14 protein-coding genes are annotated in these 19,710 nt (G+C 67.7%); 7 read left to right on the top strand and 7 right to left on the bottom strand.

Annotated features, from left to right (window positions below):
- Window positions 1-10: 10 nt before the first annotated feature.
- The 3 genes from R2E43_RS08390 to R2E43_RS08380 form a co-directional block, all read right to left on the bottom strand.
- Window positions 11-2,992, bottom strand: a complete 2,982-nt coding sequence (locus R2E43_RS08390; RefSeq protein ID WP_332056070.1) for a DEAD/DEAH box helicase — start codon at window positions 2,990-2,992, stop codon at window positions 11-13.
- An 86-nt stretch (window positions 2,993-3,078) separates the two neighbouring features.
- Window positions 3,079-4,377 (bottom strand): serine/threonine-protein kinase, encoded by a 1,299-nt coding sequence (locus R2E43_RS08385; RefSeq protein WP_332056069.1) that lies wholly within the window; start codon window positions 4,375-4,377, stop codon window positions 3,079-3,081.
- Window positions 4,378-4,657: 280 nt separating this feature from the next.
- Window positions 4,658-5,344, bottom strand: a complete 687-nt coding sequence (locus tag R2E43_RS08380) for a hypothetical protein (protein WP_093457195.1) — start codon at window positions 5,342-5,344, stop codon at window positions 4,658-4,660.
- A 161-nt stretch (window positions 5,345-5,505) separates the two neighbouring features.
- On the opposite strand from R2E43_RS08380, the gene R2E43_RS08375 reads away from it, so the two are divergent.
- From R2E43_RS08375 to R2E43_RS08355, 5 genes are all read left to right on the top strand, one after another.
- Window positions 5,506-7,365 carry a DUF4357 domain-containing protein gene (locus R2E43_RS08375; RefSeq protein WP_093457196.1) on the top strand — a complete coding sequence of 620 codons (1,860 nt, stop codon included), beginning with the start codon at window positions 5,506-5,508 and terminating at the stop codon, window positions 7,363-7,365.
- Window positions 7,362-8,567: an McrC family protein gene (locus R2E43_RS08370; protein ID WP_093457197.1), complete on the top strand. Its 1,206-nt coding sequence runs from the start codon at window positions 7,362-7,364 to the stop codon at window positions 8,565-8,567. The genes R2E43_RS08375 and R2E43_RS08370 overlap by 4 nt, the downstream gene beginning before the upstream one ends.
- A 307-nt stretch (window positions 8,568-8,874) precedes the next feature.
- Entirely contained in the window at window positions 8,875-9,393 is a 519-nt protein-coding gene (locus R2E43_RS08365; RefSeq protein WP_128146033.1) for a VOC family protein, read from the top strand.
- Between the two features lie 205 nt (window positions 9,394-9,598).
- The gene (locus R2E43_RS08360) at window positions 9,599-11,692 is read left to right on the top strand and encodes a DUF262 domain-containing protein (protein ID WP_128146032.1); all 2,094 of its coding nucleotides are present in this window, start codon (window positions 9,599-9,601) and stop codon (window positions 11,690-11,692) included.
- A gap of 80 nt (window positions 11,693-11,772) precedes the next feature.
- Window positions 11,773-12,471, top strand: a complete 699-nt coding sequence (locus R2E43_RS08355) for an 8-oxoguanine DNA glycosylase OGG fold protein (protein WP_093457200.1) — start codon at window positions 11,773-11,775, stop codon at window positions 12,469-12,471.
- A gap of 310 nt (window positions 12,472-12,781) precedes the next feature.
- Here the strand turns inward: R2E43_RS08355 and R2E43_RS08350 are convergent, their stop codons facing one another.
- Window positions 12,782-14,311, bottom strand: a complete 1,530-nt coding sequence (locus R2E43_RS08350) for a helix-turn-helix domain-containing protein (protein ID WP_332056068.1) — start codon at window positions 14,309-14,311, stop codon at window positions 12,782-12,784.
- A gap of 86 nt (window positions 14,312-14,397) precedes the next feature.
- Window positions 14,398-14,595: a DUF4236 domain-containing protein gene (locus R2E43_RS08345; RefSeq protein ID WP_078653028.1), complete on the bottom strand. Its 198-nt coding sequence runs from the start codon at window positions 14,593-14,595 to the stop codon at window positions 14,398-14,400.
- Between the two features lie 305 nt (window positions 14,596-14,900).
- Here R2E43_RS08345 and acnA point away from each other — a divergent pair, with 305 nt between their 5' ends.
- Together acnA and R2E43_RS08335 are read left to right on the top strand one after the other, a co-directional pair.
- The gene (gene acnA / locus R2E43_RS08340; RefSeq protein WP_332056067.1) at window positions 14,901-17,615 is read left to right on the top strand and encodes an aconitate hydratase AcnA; all 2,715 of its coding nucleotides are present in this window, start codon (window positions 14,901-14,903) and stop codon (window positions 17,613-17,615) included.
- A 216-nt stretch (window positions 17,616-17,831) separates the two neighbouring features.
- A complete protein-coding gene (locus R2E43_RS08335) occupies window positions 17,832-18,077 on the top strand; it encodes a DUF397 domain-containing protein (RefSeq protein ID WP_003972922.1) in 246 nt (81 codons plus the stop codon).
- Window positions 18,078-18,338: 261 nt separating this feature from the next.
- Here the strand turns inward: R2E43_RS08335 and R2E43_RS08330 are convergent, their stop codons facing one another.
- Window positions 18,339-18,731 (bottom strand): hypothetical protein, encoded by a 393-nt coding sequence (locus R2E43_RS08330; RefSeq protein ID WP_231908997.1) that lies wholly within the window; start codon window positions 18,729-18,731, stop codon window positions 18,339-18,341.
- Between the two features lie 77 nt (window positions 18,732-18,808).
- Complete coding sequence (locus R2E43_RS08325) at window positions 18,809-19,669, bottom strand: helix-turn-helix domain-containing protein (RefSeq protein WP_003972919.1); 861 nt, start codon at window positions 19,667-19,669, stop codon at window positions 18,809-18,811.
- Window positions 19,670-19,710 lie beyond the last annotated feature (41 nt).

Genomic DNA, 19,710 nt, shown 5'->3' with positions numbered 1-19,710 from the left:
AGGGCTTCTCTCAGAACCGGGACGGGGACGCGGCCGGGGCGGTGAGGGAGACGAGCGGCGGGCCTTCGTCGCCGTCCCCGCGGTCCGGGTCCGGCACGAGCACCGCGAGGACCCGCAGCAGCGGCCGGCCCGTCGTCAGCAGGGAGTCGGCGAGATCGGCGAGGCGCTCCTTCGTGCGCTCCCCGGCGAGGATGGGCTGCCGCCAGGTGCCGAGCCGCCGCTTGTACTGCTCGATGGGCTCGCGCAGCGGTTCGTCCCAAGCGTCTCGGTGCGTGTTGAGGAACGCCTCGGCCGTGTCCAGGACGTCGGGGAGGGCCTCCCGCAGGGGCGCGGGATCGCGGTAGCGGCGCTTGTTCGCCATGGTCGGGCCGACACCGCAGCGGCGCAGCAGCGACACCATGTCGTCGTCGACCAGGCCCTCCCGGCTCGCCTTCCGCCAGGTGACGCCCATCCACTTCACGACCGTGGGCCTGCCCAGCTTGTTCGAGTACAGGCCCTGGACGAGATAGATGGGCTCCGCCACGTTCGCCGTGATCATCGGCGCCTCCTGGCGGCCCATCCCGACGAGGACCTTGTCGGTGAGCCACTCGACGACCGGGTGCAGGTCCGTGAGGAGGGAGATCTCCGGCCAGCTCGACGTGGACGACTCCCGGGCGCGCTGGAGGGAGTGTTCGGCGAGGCGGCGGTTGAACGTCACGAGCATGCGCTCGCGCAGCCGCTGCTCGCGCAGGTAGTCGCTCGGGAGCGCCTTCAGGCGGTGGACGAGTTCCGTCGGCGGGCGGAACGAGAGCAGTCCCGATTGCTGGTCGCGGTCCAGCTCCAGACGCTCCCGGGCGTCCGGGTACACCTCGCGCAGCGCGTCGTCCAGGAAGTGCGCGGTCGAGTCGAAGAGACGGGGGAGTACGGGGCTCGCGGCGTCCCGGCCGCCCGACGAGTCCGTATCGGAAAGGGGAGTGGAGCCGGTACGTTCCGTGGGATCCGCCGGTGGCGCTTCCTCGCCGACGGGGCCGAAGAAGTCCGCGAGGAAGTCGTCCAGGCCCGCGTCCTCGCCGTCCGCGCCGGGGCGGCGGGCGTCCAGGGACTCGTCCACGGTCCGGCCGCGCAGCAGGTCCTGGATGAGGGACTTCTCCTCCGCCTCCGCCCGGTACAGACCGGTCACCGCCTCCGCCGTTCCCAGCGAACGATGGGCCTGGTCCTCACGTTCCAGCAGCCGCTCGGCGACCACCGTGTCGTCCTTGGCCCCCTCGACCTCGCTGGTCAGGATCAGCGCGCGGAACTCCGGGGGCCTGGCCTGCCCGTAGCGGTCGATACGGCCGTTGCGCTGCTCGATCCGGATCAGCGACCACGGCACGTCGTAGTGCACCAACTGGTGGCACTGACGGTGCAGGTTGACGCCCTCGGAGGCCACGTCACCGGTGACCAGGACGCGTACGGGCGTGTCGGCCAGGCCGAACTCCTCGACGCAGGCCATCTGCTGCTCGTCGGAGAGACCACCGTGCATGATCCGGACGCAGTCCCGGGCGGCCCGGCCCTTGAAGCCCAGTGCTGCGGGAAGTACGTCGGCCAGCCACTCCAGGGTCTGCACGCGCTCGGAGAACACCACGACCCGTTCGTCGGAACCGGGCCCTACTCCGATCTCCTCGCGGAGCTGACCCACGAGCGCGGCGAACTTCGCCGAGTCCGCCTCGGTCAGGCCGGCGGCCAGTTCCGACAGCCGGTGGAGAGCCGCCAGTTCGGCGGCGGTGCCCTGCGGGTCGTCCTTCTTCTCCAGGGTTTTGATGCGCGCGGAGACCGTGGCCCGCAGCGCCGCGTGGGAGGACAGGAATGACTTCAGCAGCGTGTACGGGAAGAGGGGCACCGAACTCACCGAGGTGCCGCCCTCACCGGGCAGCCAGACGGCCGCCAGCTCCTCGAAGATCTTCTCCTCGGCGGGGGTGGCCGGGCAGTGCACGCAGTGGGACGGGCCGCGCTCCGCCCACTGGCCCTTCATCTGCTCCCGCACCTCGGGGCTGATCTTCGTCCGGCGGATGAAGAGGTGCTCGATGTCGGTCGCGCGGTAGCTCTCCGGGTCCCGGATCGCCACCGGGTCCAGCAGGCCGATCAGCTCCGCGAACGACTTCGCGTCGCCGTTGTGCGGGGTCGCCGAGGCGAGGATCAGGGCGTCGGTGCGGGGGGCGAGGGTGCGTGCGAGCTGGTTGCGCAGGGAACCGCGGTTGATCAGGTTGTGCGACTCGTCGATGACGACCGCGTCCCAGCGGATCTGCTCCAGATGGTGCTGGTACTGGTCGGTGTTCTTCAGGGTGTCGATGGAGACGATGACCCGCTTGAACGAGGTGAAGGGGTTGCGGCCGGCCGGGATCTCCCGCTGGATCCGCTCGATGCCGACCGAGTCCAGCCGCACCAGCGGGATCGCGAACCGCGTCCACAGCTCGTGCTGGAACTGCTCCAGCACATGCTGCGGGGTGACGACCAGGATGCGCTCGCCCCGGCCGCGCCGGATCAGCTCGGCCAGCGTCAGACCGATCTCCAGGGTCTTGCCGAGGCCCACCACGTCCGCGATCAGCAGGCGCGGGCGGAGGTTGGCGCCGGACAGGGCCAGCTCGGCGGGGCGCCGCTGGTACGGCAGCGGGTCCATCAGGAATGAGTCGGCCAGCGCCAGCCGACGCTCCGACTGGGGCAGCGCGGTCCGACGCAGGACCGCCTCCAGGAACAGCCGGGAGCGCCGGTAGTTCGGCGAGTCGTCCATGACGAGAGCCGTCTCCCGAGGGTCGAGCAGCTCGATGCGGTCCAGGCCGGAGAAGAACACGGCCTCCTGGTCACGGACGAACTCCGACACCCCGACGACCTCGATCCGGGTCCCGTCGTCCTCCGTCGGCATCGAGCTCCTGACCAGCCACTCCTCGTCCCGCACGAGCACCTGGGCACCGGCCGGGTACTGATCCTGGCCGGTCGTGACGCCGCTCTGCTCCGCACTTGTCTGGACGGCGGTCACCCGTGGCCTCCTGAGGCGGTTCGGTCGTACATGGTCAGGCCCCCTTCAGGGCCCGCCCATTATCGCGGGTCGCAGGGGCGTACGGGTCAGAAGGGGGTACTGGCCGCGTATGCCTCACGCAACCGCTGCGCGGTGATCCGGGCCTGGGCGGAATGCCGCAGGGAACGCCGTCGGACGCTGCTGTCATCGCCGCCCAGGGTGCCCCGGCCCGCCGGGCGAAGCGAGGGCCGCGCGCTGACCCGCTCCGCCGTTGTGTCCGCCGGCGGCTGCACTGCCGCCGGGGAGGCAGGCGCGTCGTCGGCCGGTGGGGGCGCGGGGGTGTCGACGCGGGCGAAGAGCAGTCGCGGATCCGTGGGCGGCAGCACCTGGGCCGACGGCTTCGGCGGCGTGGGCCGGAGCACCTCGGGATCCCGGCGGCCGGGCCGGGACCCGCTCGGCTCCTGCCGGGCCGGCGACCCCTCCGTAGCCGGGCGGCTCACGGCGAGCAGGTCGTCGAGGACGTGGGCCGGAGCGGCCGTGTAGTTCGTGAGCCTGCGCCGCGCCTGGGCGATCTTGAGCCCCTGCGCCTCGATCAGGGCCCGGCACCGCCGTACGACGTCGTCGAGCGCGGGCCGGTCCTCGGGGCGGTGGGCCAGCATCGCCGTCAGCAGCGGCGCGAGTTCCTCGGGTGCGCCCGAGAGGTCCGGCGCGATCGCGGGATCGACGACCTGGTGGAACAGGAGGTGGATGTTGTCGGCGCGGTAGGGAGCATGGCCCGAGCAAGCGAACAGAAGCACGGCAGCAAGCGCGTAGACGTCGACCGCGGGAGTCAGCGGCTTCTCACCGTTCGCCTGCTCGGGCGGCATGCAGGAGGGCGTGCCGACGACCGTGTTGGCCGCGGTCAGGGACACGCTGGACTCCGCGAACACCGCGAGGCCGAAGTCGATCACCTTGGGTCCGTTGGGGCCGAGAAGCACGTTGGCGGGCTTGAGATCGCGGTGCAGCAGCCCCTGCTTGTGCACCGTCGCCAGCGCTTCCGCGAGCGTCGCGCCCAGCGAGGCGGTGAGCAGGGCGTCCAGCGGTCCGTGACTGGCCACGTGCCTGCTGAGGTCCAGCCCCTCGACGTACTCGGTCGCCAGCCACGGCGGGTCCGCCTCCGGGTCGGCGTCCAGGAGGGCGGCGATCCGGGCGCCCCACACCGTCTTGAGGATCTCCACCTCCTGCGCAAACCTCAGCCGCGTCTCGGAGTCCACGACGGACGGCTTGATCACCTTCACGGCTGCCGGTTCCCCGCCCGGCGACTCCCCCAGATACACCTGGCCCATGCCGCCCTGCCCGATCCGCCCGAGCAGCTCGTATCCGCCCAGCTCGGCAGGGTCGTCGGGGCTGAGGGGCGCGATGTGCACGTGGATCCTCACAATCGGGACTGGCTGCCGGGGCAGGTGCTCACCGGCACGTTAGACCACTCCGTGCAGGCAACAACGGTCGGCGCCGTGCGGCGGTTGGCACCTCTTCCCGTCGGGGTCCAACCGCGGTCGAGTCACGGTCACTGCTCGCGTCTCCGTCCGCACTCACGGGAGGTACTCCGATGAAGTCGAGATGCTCCATATCGTCCATCCGAATATAGATCGCAACCCGCAGTTCCGGGCTGCCTTCGAGATCACCGGAGCTGTGTGAGTCCCACTTCTAGCTCAGGTCCCGTCGGCTCTCCGCCAGGCACGTCTGCCACAACGCGTGCGAGCGCTGTGCCTCGAGAAGCGACTCCGCGGCGAACCGACTGTCGGCGAAACCTTCCGCGGCGACCTGCTCCACCACGGTCACCAGGTGCGAGGCCACTCGAACGATTCGCTTCGCGTGTGCGAGTTCCAACTGGGGCCTCAGTTGCTCCTCGCGGCCGGCCACCGCGAGGAGGTCCGTGTAGTCGTCGGCTTCGGCATAGGCGGACGGGAGCCTGGGGAGGTCGTCTGCGGTGAGGCGGACGACAACCGCGGGCGTGAACGCGTCCCGCTCCTCCTTTCCCAGCACACGGTTCAGAAGCCGACGGGTCTCATCAGTGCCCCGGACCCGGGCCGCTACCCTCTCCAGCTCCTCGAGCTCCGCGCGGACATCCGCCACGGACTCTGCGGAGAGGTGAACACGCAGCCTGTCCGCGATCTTCCCTCCGGCTACCGAGGCCTTGTCGATCACGTCGTCGCACGCGTCGAGTTCGGCGAAGGCCCGCTTGGCCGTCCGCACCGATGCCCGAACCATCTCAACCGGGTCACCCTCGAAGCCGCCCACGGCCTGCACGAGTTCTGACACCGACATCCCCAGCGCGGTCGGCAGGGACTCCGCCTGTCGCTTCCCCGTCGCCGCTGTCGTTCCGCTGCGCACTGTTCCCCCTCATGGCCCACCCTGGTCCGAACAGATCATGAGCGCTGCACGCCATGAAGGGCAATCCGGGCACCGTTCCCTGGCCGGATCGCTTCACGAGGGTGGCCAGGTTCGTGGCACGCGTAGATTTCTGCCATCGGCCTGACTGAGTGGGGAAGACGATGACCGACGAGTACCCGGAGTTCTTGCTGCGCCTGCCCCGCAACGGGCCGCTGGCGCGGGGGCGATTGCTCACGGAAAAGGGAACCAACGGCAGCCAGAAGATGGTGGTCCTGGCAGGTTCGCCGGCCCGCCCCGAGGTCGTCCCCTCCTTCCCCCTTCGGATGCCGTCCTCCCATCGGCTGCGGGAAGAACTGAGAGAACGGGGAACGATCAAGGAGACGACCACCTGGCCCGGGTGGCTGGAGGTCGTCAGTGACGTCGAGTGCAACTCCCCGTCGGCCGCTGCGGAGATCCTTCTCGGGCGCAGTGCCAACGGCTGGCTGGAGTGGAAGACGGCCGACGGCAGACCACTCGCGGACTTCCTGGAGCAGGCTTCGGCCGGCCCCAGCCGTGCATGGCTCGTCCGCGATCCGAACATCACAAGTACCGGTCCGGTCGATCAGATGTGGCTTTCCCAGGCTTGTGTGACGCTCGCCGCGGACCGGCTGAGGCCTGGAGTGGCCCCGGGCATCAGCAAGGAACAGTTGCGCGTCATCGTGGACGAGGACTACGAATCGGCGGCCGCGTACAGCCAGAAGCCGCGCTTCGTGGAAGAGTTTCACGCGTTCCTCTCCCGAATGCGTCCGGGGGACACCGTGTGCGTGTTCCCTGACGGTGAGCTTTACGTGGGGGAGATCACGGGCGAGGCCGAGCAGGCCACCTCGGGAGACGGCCGGAGTGTTCTGCGCCGGCCGGTGGAGTGGGCGAGCGAGGGCTACCCGTACGACAAGCTCCCGGAGGAGGTTCAGCAGAAGCTGAACACCGGACACGACCTGGTCGATCTCACGGCGGTCAAGGGCATCCTCGACGGCCTCTGGTCCTCCGACGACGAACTCAAGAAGGCGGTTGAGGAGTCAACGGACACGTCCGGCGTCGCGGTTCAGGCCGTCGTCGCCCGCCGCGACCTGGCCTTCCCTCAGCCCGACGAGGCGTTGCGCAAGAGGCTGAACGTCCACGACCTCGCGTGGCTGAACGAGGTCCGCGACCTGCTCTGGGACGAACGTCAGCTGATCTTCTACGGTCCTCCCGGCACGGGCAAGACCTATCTGGCGCAGGAGCTCGCAGAATTCCTCGGTGGTGGTCCCGAGCACGTCAAGCTGATCCAGTTCCATCCCAGTTACGCGTACGAGGACTTCTTCGAGGGGTTCCGGCCCCGGGAGGACCCGGACACTCATGAGGTCGCCTTCCGGTTGACACCGGGCCCGCTACGAGAACTGGCCGATCAAGCCCGAATGGAGGGAAACCGGCACATTCCGCACTTTCTGATCATCGACGAAATCAACCGCGCCAACCTCGCCAAGGTCTTCGGTGAGCTGTATTTCCTGCTGGAGTACCGAAAAAAGTCGGTCCGACTTACCTACTCGGGTGAGGAGTTCGCACTGCCTCGGAACCTGTTCGTGATCGGCACGATGAACACCGCAGACCGGTCCATCGCACTCGTGGACGCCGCGATGCGGCGGCGGTTCGCCTTCGTCGAGCTCTCACCGAGGGTCGAGCCGACCAGACGACTGCTGTGGCGCTGGCTGGAAAGCGAGGGGATAGACACCGAGCCTGCCGATCTGCTTGACGCTCTCAACGCCCGGGTCGATGACGCCGACTTCCGGATCGGGCCTTCATATTTGATGAAACCAGGCGCCTACCGTGAGGGCGGACTCGAACGCATCTGGCGGACAAAGATCCTCCCACTGTTGGAAGAACACCACTACGGGGACGGAGTTGACATCGAGAAGCGTTACGGGTTGGCGGCGCTGCGGGCGACCGTTGCTGCGCGCAGAGCGCCGGTAGCGGGCGACATCGAGGAAAGTCCTGGCGCCCGGTGACCGAAGTTCACCTCGTCGAGCATGGACCGGCACGCATCGTCTCCCTTCCGTACGCGGCGGGGCGGGCCCTGGCGGAGTTGAAGGTCGTGGATGCCGCGCCTGACCCCCACGAGCCGGAGCTGTGGCGACTGAAGGCGGGAAGCAAGGTCGGGGCAGTGGCACTCGACGTCCCAGGAGGCGAGACCGTGAGTTTGCGGATCACCCCGAAACTGCCCGTTCGACGTCTGTTCTTCCTCGTGGGTTACAGCCGCGACCCCGGCGGCTGGCGAGACGGAGACGTGGACGTCGGCGGACACGACGAACTGCTGCCCGCCATCGCCCACACCGTCGAACGACAGACGGACCGGGCGCTGCGGCAAGGGCTTCTGCAGGGCTACCGGTACACCGAAGCCACGGAGTTCGTCGTACGTGGTCGGATTCGCGAGGCCGACCAGATCCGGCGCCGGTTCGGTGCGCCGTTCCCCGCCGAGATCGCGTACGACGAGTTCAGCACGGACATCGCCGAGAATCGCATTCTGCGCTCCGCGGTGGAACGCCTCCTACGCGTGCACGGCGTGCCCGGAGCCGTACGGACACGCCTTGTGCACCAGCGCGCCAGGCTCGCGGAGGTCACTCCACTGGCGAAGGGGCAGTCGCTCCCCGGCTGGCAGCCGAGTCGTTTGAACGCCCGGTATCACCGCGCTCTCCGCCTGGCGAAACTTGTACTGGACAACGCATCTGTCGAACATCTGCCGGGCGGGGTGCGGATGAACGGCTTCCTTTTCGATATGAACACGATCTTCGAGGACTTCGTCTGCGTCGGGCTCCGGGAGGCCCTGAGTGCGTACGGTGGGCACGCTGCGCTGCAGGCCAGGAATGTGTACCTGGATGAAGCCCAGCTCATCCGGATGCGACCGGACCTCATCTGGTACGACGATTCTGGAGCCTCACTGGTCGTTGCCGACGCCAAATACAAGCTGGGCAAGCCGCACGGCTATCCCGACGCCGACCTGTACCAAATATTGGCCTATTCCACTTCCCTGGGCCTCAAGGACGGCCACCTGGTGTATGCCAAGGGCAACGCACCGCATGCGGGCCATTTGGTGAGGCACTCGGGGATCACGCTGCATCAACATGCACTTGATCTTGATCGGCCCTCGTCGACGCTCCTAAGAGACATCCGTGCACTGGCCGCACGCATGGTGCGACCTCGATCGGGTTGAACCATCGGTGGGTCGCGTCAGCGGTGCGGTTCAGCCGGTGTCGGTGCTTCCGGCCGGCGAGGCGCTCGGAGCCTCAGCTTACGAAGCAGGTCGGCGAACGCCGTCCGCTCGCGCAGGTCCCGCCACGGTGAGGCTGGGGCTCGGTGAGGCCGCTGCGCCGTTGAAGGCCAGGCGCTGCTCGGCGTCCCAGAGAAGGCGGTACGCGTCGACAGAACTAGCCCGCAGCGCAGCGCGCTGCCGGTAATGTCGCACCATGTCGTCAGCGGCGGCCCGAGTGCGGCCGAAGTGTAAGAGGGGGCGCTGAGCCATGGGGAAATCAGCACGGGTGTTGGGCAAAGAGTTTGGCCGAACGGCTCGAGATATGAATGCGCTTCTCAAGGAGTACGGCTATCTGGACGGAAGCCCCGGCGCTTATGGGCTCACCGAGAAGGGCCAGCAGTACGCGAAGGAGCAATACCATTCACGCGGTACGGGCGGCTACGCCCAGTACAACCCGAGCTGGGAAACTCGTACCTGGAGCGAGGAGACGGTAGCGGCGCTTAGGGCCGATATGGAAGCGAATCCCGGTGGCTGCGACGATGCAGGGCCTCCCGCTGAAGAAGACGCCCTTTTCGAGCCCGAGCCGATCGTGGACCACAGCGGTAGCGGTGGCGACGATGACCCTCAGCTCAGTTGGAAAGAGTTGGCCATCGGCGGGGCCGTAGTAGTCGCAATTCTCGTCGCTCCTCATGCCAAGCCTTTCTGGAACAGCAAGGTCAAACCTGTTGCGAAGAAGATGCGGGACAAATTGACGAAACAGGAGTCCACCGAGGCCACAGAGTCCTGACGCTCATTCGTGCTTGGCTGCCGAGAGTGGCGACGACCCATGTCGCACGCCGTAGCCGTGCGCGGTTTGCTTCAGGGGTAGCTCGCGTAGGTCGGTGGAGCAGGCGTGCCACTGGTTACGGGGTTGACGCTAGTCCCTGAATCGGCCGAGAGGCCCTCAACGGCAGGTACTTGGCTCGTGTGACCAGTCCCTATTGGAGGACAGTGTGGAAGCGAAATCGATGACCCTGCGCGATCTGTTCGGGCCGGACCGGCGACTCGTCGTGCCGGTCTTTCAGAGGCCGTACGTCTGGACGGAGGACCGGAACTGGCGCCCGCTGTGGGAGGACGTCACTGCTCTGGTCCACCAAAGATTGGCGGATGAGGAAGTTCATCCACACTTTCTTGGTGCGGTCGTGCTGGATCAGTTGCTGACACTCACGGGGTCGATGCCTGCCAGACAGGTCATCGACGGACAGCAGAGGCTGACAACAGTTCAGGTTCTGCTTGCCGCGGTGCGCGATGTCGCACGGGAGCTCGATGTCCAGGACAGGTACGTACGTGCGCTCGTCAAACTGACCGCCAACGACGACGACATGACCGACGACCCGCATGCTGCCTACAAGGTGTGGCCTACCAACATTGACCGTGATTCGTTCCGCATGGTCATGGACGGTCGGCTCCGGCGGCCGGTCGACGTCACATTCCTCGCCGATCCAGGCGCCTCGGCGATCGTCCAGGCGTACTGGTTCTTTCGCAACCGCACGGTCGAGTGGGCACAAGAGCTGAACTACGAAAGCAAGCTGGACGAGGGCTTTGATGCCTTGGTGCGCGTGCTTCGTGACAAGTTCGAGTTGGTCGTTATCGATCTCAAGCCCGAGGACAACGCCCAGGTCATCTTCGAGGCTCTCAACGACCGAGGCACCCCGTTGCAGGCCTCCGACCTGGTCAAGAACCTAGTCTTCCAGCAGGCGGAGGAGCAAGGGCTCCCGGTGGAGGAGCTGTACAGGGACCTGTGGGCGCAGCTGGAGACGCCTGACTGGCGCAAGGAGGTGCGGCAGGGAAGGTTGAAGAGGCCTCGCCTGGACGTCTTCCTCATGCAGTACCTGACGGGTGAACTAGCCGAGGAGGTGATGGCTCCCGAGCTCTTCCTGACCTTTCGCAGGTACGTCAAGGCCGCTGATATGGGCCTGGTCGATACGATGAGGCGCTTGGTGGACCGGGCAGGTGCCTACCGAAGGCTGACGGCCGAGGAACAGCCGCTGACTCCGGAAGGCCGATTCCTGCGCACTGTTGGTGTTCTGGACGCCAACACCGTGATGCCCGTGCTCCTGTGGCTGGTGAGCCGTTTCGACGAGGACGACCGGGCCGGCGCGGTGGCCACCCTGGACTCCTACCTGGTGCGACGCACCGTCTGCCGCCTGACGACGAAGAACTACAACCGGCTCTTCTTGGAACTGCTCAAGGAGCTGAAGGCGAAAGACGACCCGTCGGTCGTGGCGGACTTCCTGCTCCGACAGGAAACAGACTCCGGGTTCTGGCCCCGCGATCGCGATATCCGGGATGTCTTTCGGTCCCAGCCGTTGTACAAGCAACTCACGCGGACCCGGATGCGGCTGTTGCTGGCCGAGTTGGAGGACTCGCTGTATTCGAGCAAGACCGAGCGGCAAGTTCACAACGGGGAGTTGACGATCGAGCACCTACTGCCTCAGGCCTGGGAGGAACACTGGCCGCTTCCCGAGGGTGGAGGTCGCGGAAGCGCCGAGGCTCATGAGCGCAGACAGTCCCTCCTCCACACCGTGGGAAATCTGACTCTGCTCACCGGCAGACTGAACACATCGGTTTCCAATGGTCCCTGGGAGCGCAAGAGGAACGACATCCTCGTGCACAGTGCTCTTTCGTTGAACCGTTCCCTGCCTGCTCAGTGGGACGAGGAGAGCATCCTGGCCCGGGCTGACCATCTGTCCGAGGCGTTCTCCCGGCGCTGGCAACGCCCGGATGGGGGCGCGCCCATCTCCTCGGGCGCAGGCTTCCCGGCACCCCGGATGGGGGCGCGGGAGGCTACCCCCATCGGTAGGCCGGCGACGGTTCAGATGCCCCGGTCCCGGCGCGATGTCGCACGCCACATGCGAGAGGCCTTCTCCGGGCTGCCGATCGGAAGCGTTCTGACGGTGTCGCAGATAACGGCGGTCCCCACGAGCCAGTACGAGGGCGGGGAGATCAGTCCCGGCGCTGTGGCCGCCAGACTTCGCGCCGACAACGTTCCTGGTATCCGGGCCGTACCTGGTTCCAGCCCACTTTCCGCCCGCAAGATCAGCTGACCGTCCCGCACTCGTGCGGGGGTGCGCTGCCTCGGGACAGAATCCGTCACGAACTGGTGGAACCAAAGGAGAGGGTTCGAATGGGGTGGCGAGAGGGCGCCGGGGAACTGGACGCGCGGATGCTCAAGCGTCCGCTTCCTTCGGGTGCAGTGGGAAAGCTGGGAGCCTGGCTGGCTGAAGACGGGGCGCCGTACGCGGACGGGACCGGCGCGCACGCAGTTCGCTACATCCCGGGGCCCTGGGCCGGCATCCGGCCGTGGCCCTCGGGGTTGGCTGAGCAGGTCGGACGTAAGCCAACTTTGCTGAGCCGGGCGCAGGTGTTGGCGGTGGCCCGGAAGGGGGTAGCAACGGCTAGCTGGACCGAGACACTCATCGCCAGCTACGTCTGGGGACAAGGTGACAACGGGTACGGGGCCTACCGGCTGGATGAGATCCTGCGCCCAGGCCCAGTCGAGGCGGTGCTGGCTCAGGCCATTGCGCTGCTAACCACCGATGGCGCCGTAGTGGATGTGCCGGGGCCGCGCCCGCTCATCCTCGACCAACGCATAGCTCGTGTCCTGCGCGCGTACACGACACGGCTGGGGGAGGAGATCGGGCTTGAGGAACCCGCGAAGCTCGCTGCCTGGCTGTGGAGTGACGGCGGATGGACCCCGCACCGCTACGACGTGTACCTGACATGGATGCGCGGCGTTACCGACCAGCTGGCCGGGTCCACGCACTGGCCGCTCGCTCCCGACCTACTTGAATTGGCACTGTTCAGCGGCGCATGGACCCCGTAGAAGGCCCCCGGGCCGTCCTCCGTTTCGGCGGGGCCGCGTCCGCCATCCTTTGGGCCCGGCCCCATGACCAATATTCTCGATCGCCCTCACGAGGCGCCTGCCTCCAGGTGGGGCGTGCAAATCTGGCGCTCGAGACGCTTCCGCCGAGTACCGCCCACTGAACGCGCCGCGTGCGCCGGACCACGACGAGACGTCGGTTGGGGGCGCAGGCTCAGGTCAGTGAAGGGTCGTGAAGGTAAGCAGTCGCAGGTCAGATAGCACGCTGCGGTGTTGTGCCCCCTGGGCTCAAGGGGGCACGACACCGCACCCGTCAGATGTCCCGGAAGATCTCGATCTGCGCCCCGATCGTGTTCAGCCGCTCCGCGAGGTCCTCGTAACCGCGGTTGATGACGTAGACGTTGCGCAGTACCGACGTGCCCTCGGCGGCCATCATCGCCAGGAGGACGACGACCGCGGGGCGCAGGGCCGGCGGGCACATCATCTCGGCGGCGCGCCAGCGGGTCGGGCCCTCGACCAGGACGCGGTGCGGGTCCAGGAGCTGGAGGCGGCCGCCGAGGCGGTTCAGGTCGGTGAGGTAGATGGCGCGGTTGTCGTAGACCCAGTCGTGGATGAGGGTCTGGCCCTGCGCCGAGGCGGCGATGGCCGCGAAGAAGGGGACGTTGTCGATGTTCAGGCCCGGGAAGGGCATCGGGTGGATCTTGTCGATCGGCGCTTCGAGCTTGGAGGGGCGCACGGTCAGGTCCACCAGGCGGGTGCGGCCGTTGTCGGCGAAGTACTCCGGGGTGCGGTCGTGGTCGAGGCCCATCTCCTCCAGGACCGCCAGCTCGATCTCCAGGAACTCGATCGGGACCCGGCGCACCGTCAGCTCCGACTCCGTGACCACGGCGGCGGCCAGCAGGCTCATCGCCTCGACCGGGTCCTCGGAGGGGGAGTAGTCCACGTCGGCGTCGATGACCGGCATGCCGTGGACGGTGAGGGTGGTGGTGCCGATGCCTTCGACGCGGACGCCCAGGGCCTCCAGGAAGAAGCAGAGGTCCTGGACCATGTAGTTGGAGGAGGCGTTGCGGATGACGGTGACGCCGTCGTGGCGGGCGGCGGCCAGGAGGGCGTTCTCCGTCACCGTGTCGCCGCGCTCGGTCAGGACGATGGGGCGGTCCGGGCGCACCTGGCGGTCGACCACCGCGTGGTAGTGGCCCTCGGTCGCGGCGACGTCCAGGCCGAACCGGCGCAGCGCGATCATGTGCGGCTCGATGGTGCGGGTGCCGAGGTCGCAGCCGCCGGCGTAGGGCAGGCGGAAGCGCTCCATGCGGTGCAGCAGCGGGCCGAGGAACATGATGATGGAGCGGGTGCGGACGGCGGCCTCGGCGTCGATGGCCTCCATGTCCAGCTCGGCCGGCGGCACGATCTCCAGGTCGGTGCCGTCGTTGATCCAGCGGGTGCGCACGCCGATGGAGTTGAGCACCTCCAGGAGGCGGTAGACCTCCTCGATGCGGGCGACCCGGCGCAGTACCGTGCGCCCCTTGTTGAGCAGCGAGGCGCACAGCAGGGCCACGCAGGCGTTCTTGCTGGTCTTGACGTCGATGGCGCCGGACAGGCGACGGCCGCCGACCACGCGCAGGTGCATCGGACCCGCGTAGCCCAGGGAGACGATTTCGCTGTCCAGCGCTTCGCCGATCCGGGCGATCATCTCAAGGCTGATGTTCTGGTTGCCGCGCTCGATGCGGTTGACGGCGCTCTGACTGGTGTTGAGCGCCTCCGCGAGCTGTGACTGCGTCCAGCCGCGGTGCTGCCGGGCGTCACGGATGAGCCTGCCGATGCGTACGAGGTAGTCGTCTGCCATGAGGTTGAGGCTATCTCAGATATGAGATGGCGCCTCTCGGGGGGTCCGTTCGGGTGACGTGACGTCAAGTAACCCCAGGTCGCGCCTCAGTGGCGCCTGCCCGTCGTCGTGCGACGCCACCCGAAAGGTCCCGGCAAATCCATCGATGTCGTACGACGTCCGGTGCTGCTGCGGGTGTGGCGCGGGCCGCTGCGGCCTCCGGTCGTGATGGACCACGAGCGTTTGTTGATGTTCAGCCGCACTCCGGGGAGGATCCGGAAACTCTTGCGGAACGTGAGCGGCATCGTGCCCCCTTCCGTGTCGCGCCGGGTCGGTCCGGCATGCATCGGATACCCCCGTTCGGCGTAGTGATGGCCGCACGGGTCACTCGGAGTGGGGTGCACGCCACACAGCGCCCGGACATGACCGGACCGCCCCCATGTACTAGAGTTATCTCGACATCGAGATATCTGCCGAGGCGTGCCGCAGTCGCGCGCCGCTGTCGGTCTGGCGGTAAGGGTTACCTAACTTAGCCTTACCTTAGCGGATCGGCCAACAGGGCGTGGCGGCAGGATGCGGTGGTACGCGCACATAAATGAAGGAGACTGTCGTGTCGGCGAACAGCTTCGACGCCCGCAGCACACTGCAGGTGGGCGACGAGTCGTACGAGATCTTCCGGCTGGACAAGGTCGAGGGCTCCGCGCGCCTTCCCTACAGCCTGAAGGTGCTGCTGGAGAACCTGCTCCGCACCGAGGACGGCGCGAACATCACCGCCGACCACATCCGCGCCCTCGGCGGGTGGGACTCGCAGGCCCAGCCGTCGCAGGAGATCCAGTTCACGCCGGCCCGCGTGATCATGCAGGACTTCACCGGCGTGCCCTGTGTCGTCGACCTCGCCACCATGCGCGAGGCCGTCAAGGAGCTGGGCGGCGACCCGAACAAGATCAACCCGCTGTCCCCGGCCGAGATGGTCATCGACCACTCCGTCATCGCGGACAAGTTCGGCACCAACGACGCCTTCCAGCAGAACGTCGACCTGGAGTACGGCCGCAACAAGGAGCGCTACCAGTTCCTGCGCTGGGGCCAGACCGCCTTCGACGACTTCAAGGTCGTCCCCCCGGGCACCGGCATCGTCCACCAGGTGAACATCGAGCACCTGGCCCGCGTCGTCATGACCCGTGACGGCAAGGCCTACCCCGACACCCTGGTCGGCACCGACTCGCACACCACCATGGTCAACGGCCTCGGCGTCCTCGGCTGGGGCGTCGGCGGCATCGAGGCCGAGGCCGCGATGCTCGGCCAGCCGGTCTCCATGCTGATCCCGCGCGTCGTCGGCTTCAAGCTCACCGGCGAGCTGACCCCCGGCACCACCGCCACCGACCTGGTGCTCACGATCACCGAGATGCTGCGCAAGCACGGCGTCGTCGGCAAGTTCGTCGAGTTCTACGGCGAGGGCGTGGCCGCCACGTCGCTGGCCAACCGCGCCACCATCGGCAACATGTCGCCGGAGTTCGGCTCCACCGCCGCGATCTTCCCGGTCGACGACGAGACGCTGAACTACATGCGCCTGACCGGCCGCTCCGCGCAGCAGGTCGCGCTCGTCGAGGCGTACGCCAAGGAGCAGGGCCTCTGGCTGGACCCGAAGGCCGAGCCGGACTTCTCCGAGAAGCTGGAGCTGGACCTCTCCACGGTCGTCCCCTCCATCGCCGGCCCGAAGCGCCCGCAGGACCGCATCGTCCTCGCCAACGCCGCCGAGCAGTTCAAGCAGGACGTGCGCAACTACGTCGACAGCGTGGACGAGGCGGGCCAGGAGTCCTTCCCGGCCTCCGACGCCCCCGCCGTCACCAACGGCGTACCGTCCAACCCGGTCCCGGTCACCGCCCCCGACGGCACCACCTACGAGCTGGACCACGGCGCGGTGACGGTCGCGGCCATCACCTCCTGCACCAACACCTCCAACCCGTACGTCATGGTCGCCGCCGCCCTGGTGGCCAAGAAGGCGGTCGAGAAGGGCCTGACCCGCAAGCCGTGGGTCAAGACCACCCTCGCCCCGGGCTCCAAGGTCGTCACCGACTACTTCGAGAAGGCGGGCCTGACCCCCTACCTCGACAAGGTCGGCTTCAACCTGGTCGGCTACGGCTGCACCACCTGCATCGGCAACTCCGGCCCGCTGCCGGACGAGGTCTCCAAGGCCGTCAACGACCACGACCTCGCCGTCACCTCGGTGCTCTCCGGCAACCGCAACTTCGAGGGCCGGATCAACCCCGACGTCAAGATGAACTACCTGGCGTCCCCGCCGCTGGTCGTCGCGTACGCGCTCGCGGGCTCCATGAAGGTGGACGTCACCAGGGACGCCCTGGGCGTCGACCAGGACGGCAACCCGGTCTTCCTCAAGGACATCTGGCCCTCCGAGGCCGAGGTCAACGACGTCGTCGCCAACGCCATCGGCGAGGACATGTTCTCCAAGTCCTACAGCGACGTCTTCGCGGGCGACGCCCAGTGGCAGGCGCTGTCCATTCCGACCGGCGACACCTTCGAGTGGGACGGCGAGTCCACCTACGTGCGCAAGCCCCCGTACTTCGAGGGCATGGGCATGGAGCCGGCCCCGGTCGAGGACATCTCCGGCGCCCGGGTGCTCGCCAAGCTCGGCGACTCGGTGACCACGGACCACATCTCGCCCGCCGGCGCCATCAAGGCCGACACCCCGGCCGGCAAGTACCTGACGGAGCACGGCGTCGAGCGTCGCGACTTCAACAGCTACGGCTCGCGCCGCGGCAACCACGAGATCATGATCCGCGGCACCTTCGCCAACATCCGCCTGCGCAACCAGATCGCGCCGGGCACCGAGGGCGGTTACACCCGCGACTTCACCCAGGACGGCGGTCCGGTGTCGTTCATCTACGACGCCTCCCGCAACTACATCGAGCAGGGCACCCCGCTCGTCGTCCTGGCCGGCAAGGAGTACGGCTCCGGCTCGTCCCGCGACTGGGCCGCCAAGGGCACCGCGCTCCTCGGCGTCAAGGCGGTCGTCGCCGAGTCCTACGAGCGCATCCACCGCTCGAACCTCATCGGCATGGGCGTCCTGCCGCTCCAGTTCCCGGAGGGCCACACCGCCGAGTCCCTCGGCCTGACCGGTGAGGAGACCTTCTCCGTCTCCGGCGTGACCGAGCTGAACGAGGGCACCACCCCGCGCACGGTGAAGGTCACCACCGACACCGGCGTCGAGTTCGACGCGGTCGTGCGCATCGACACCCCCGGCGAGGCGGACTACTACCGCAACGGCGGCATCCTGCAGTACGTGCTGCGCAGCCTGATCCGCAAGTAGACGGCTGTTGCACGGGCCGTGTCCACCGTCCTCCGGAGGGCACGGCCCGTGCCGCACCACCCGGCTGGTTCCCGTATGGCCACCGCCGAACGGCGTCACCTAAACTGGTCGTTCGATGACTTTCAGTGATGGATTCGCTGACGACGGAATGCCGCAGGGACTTGCCGGGAGGGGATTCGGGCAGTCGCCTGCGACAGTGCACACTCGTCCACTAACATGATGGGGCGCTATCCAGGCATGTGGGGGAAGCAGGGGGCTGGGGCAGTGCATGAGGGGAGACCCTTGTGGCGCAGGAGCAGTGTGTGTGGCAACGAGAGCGAGTGCGTGGAGGTCGCCGTGTGCGAGGGCCGGGTGCTGGCGCGCGACTCCAAAACACTCGGGCGAACGCCACTGGGCTTCAGCGCCTCCGTCTGGACTGACTTCCTGCATGCCGTGGCACAAGGAGAGTTGGACGGTCTGTGACGTTCTTATCCAGCCATCGGCAGGCGGTAGGGGGCCATATGAATGCCGAGGCATCCGAAGTGCGGCGGTCGGCCGGCAGGCGGAGCGCCGTCGTCGTGGGCGGCGTCCTCACCTTCACCGTGAGCGTGGGAGCGGTGGCGACGCTGGCGGCCGCGGTCGCGTCCATGCTCGTCGACAGCGTACTCGCCAAACGGCTCCTCTGGGTGAGCGTGGTGGCCGCGGTGGCGGTCGGCGCGGGAGTGTGGCGCGCGGGGAACGGGGCTATCCCGTCCCTACTTGGTTCTGATCACCCTCGTTACGACTCTCGGGCGGGTTCTGCGGAGTAGCCGAGCCGCGCGCCGCCAGCTTGCGCCTGACCCACCAGCTCAACCCGGCGAGGGCGGAGCCCATCACCAGCGTGCCCAGCGCGGTTCCGACGTCGGACCAGGGGAGTTCGAGGGCACGGGCCTTCTTCACGATGAAGGGCGCCGCCTTCACCATGACGATGGCGAGGGCCAGCAGCCCCAGCACGCCGAGCAGCGCGGTCTGCTTCCTCTTGTCGCGTGCCCGGGACGTCTCGATGGCTATGAGACGCTTCGTCTGCTCAGGGTCCTGGATGGCCTGAGCCTTCAGCTCCTCGTCGTTCATGCCGGAGCCGAAGGCTATTCGCAGCACGTCCAGAAGAGCATCGATTGTCGACCTGGAGACCACGCCGGTCCTCCCCCTGCCTCTGTCAGCCCGGTACCGCGGGTCTAGCGGGCCTCGAGGCTCTGCTTGACGCGATCGATCAAGTCGAGGGACGCGTTCTCGTCCAACGCCCGCTCCAGGAGCGTCTGGAAGCACTCCTGGTAGCGGGCCAGCAGCTCCAGGTCCTCGCCGCCGGTCATACTGCCGGCGGCGTGTTCCAGGTACAGGAGGTCGTCGTCGTCCGGGAAGCGCAGCAGGACGAAGCTGCCCAGGGTGCTGTAGTGCGCTCCCGAGTCGAACGGCAGCACGCGGACGGTCACCTCGTCGCGTCCGGCGAAGGCGATGACCTGTGCCAACTGCTCGGCGAACACGCTCCGTCCGCCGACCTGCCGCCGCACCGCTGCCTCGTCCAGGACGAACGTGGCCGCCGGACGGCCCGATCCGTCGAACATGCGCCGCTGGCGCTCCATTCTCAGGTCGACGATGCGCCGCACCCGCTCCTCGGCCAGCCCGCGCTCGGCGAGCAGGGCGTCCGCGTACGCGCGGGTCTGCAGGTGTCCCGGAATCACGATGGGATGGTAGGTGTCCACGGCACGCGCGGCGCCCTCGTAACCGAGGTACTGGGCGAACTGCGGCGAGACGACGTCGTGGTAACTCGACCACCAACTGGCCCCCTTGCTGCCCCGGGCCGCCTCCACCAACTCCTCCACCGTGCCGGGCTCGGTGATGTCGTACAGCGCCAGGAGGGCGCGCAGGTCGCTGACGGACACACTCACCGTCCCGGTCTCCACACGGATGAGCTTCGACTGCGACCACTCCACCTGCTCGGCGGCCTCACGCTGGCTGAGCCCCGCACGCTCCCGCGCCTTGCGCAGGGCGAGCCGAAGCTTGCGCCGGTTGAGACTGGGGTCCACAAGGGGTGTCATCGCCGCTCCTTCGACCGTGCACGTACCCTGAACCAGAACGG

The sequence above is a fragment of the Streptomyces violaceoruber genome (assembly GCF_033406955.1).
Lineage (GTDB): Bacteria > Actinomycetota > Actinomycetes > Streptomycetales > Streptomycetaceae > Streptomyces > Streptomyces violaceoruber.
The sequence above is the reverse complement of the archived record's forward strand: the minus strand, read 5'-3'. Positions and strand labels throughout refer to the sequence as shown.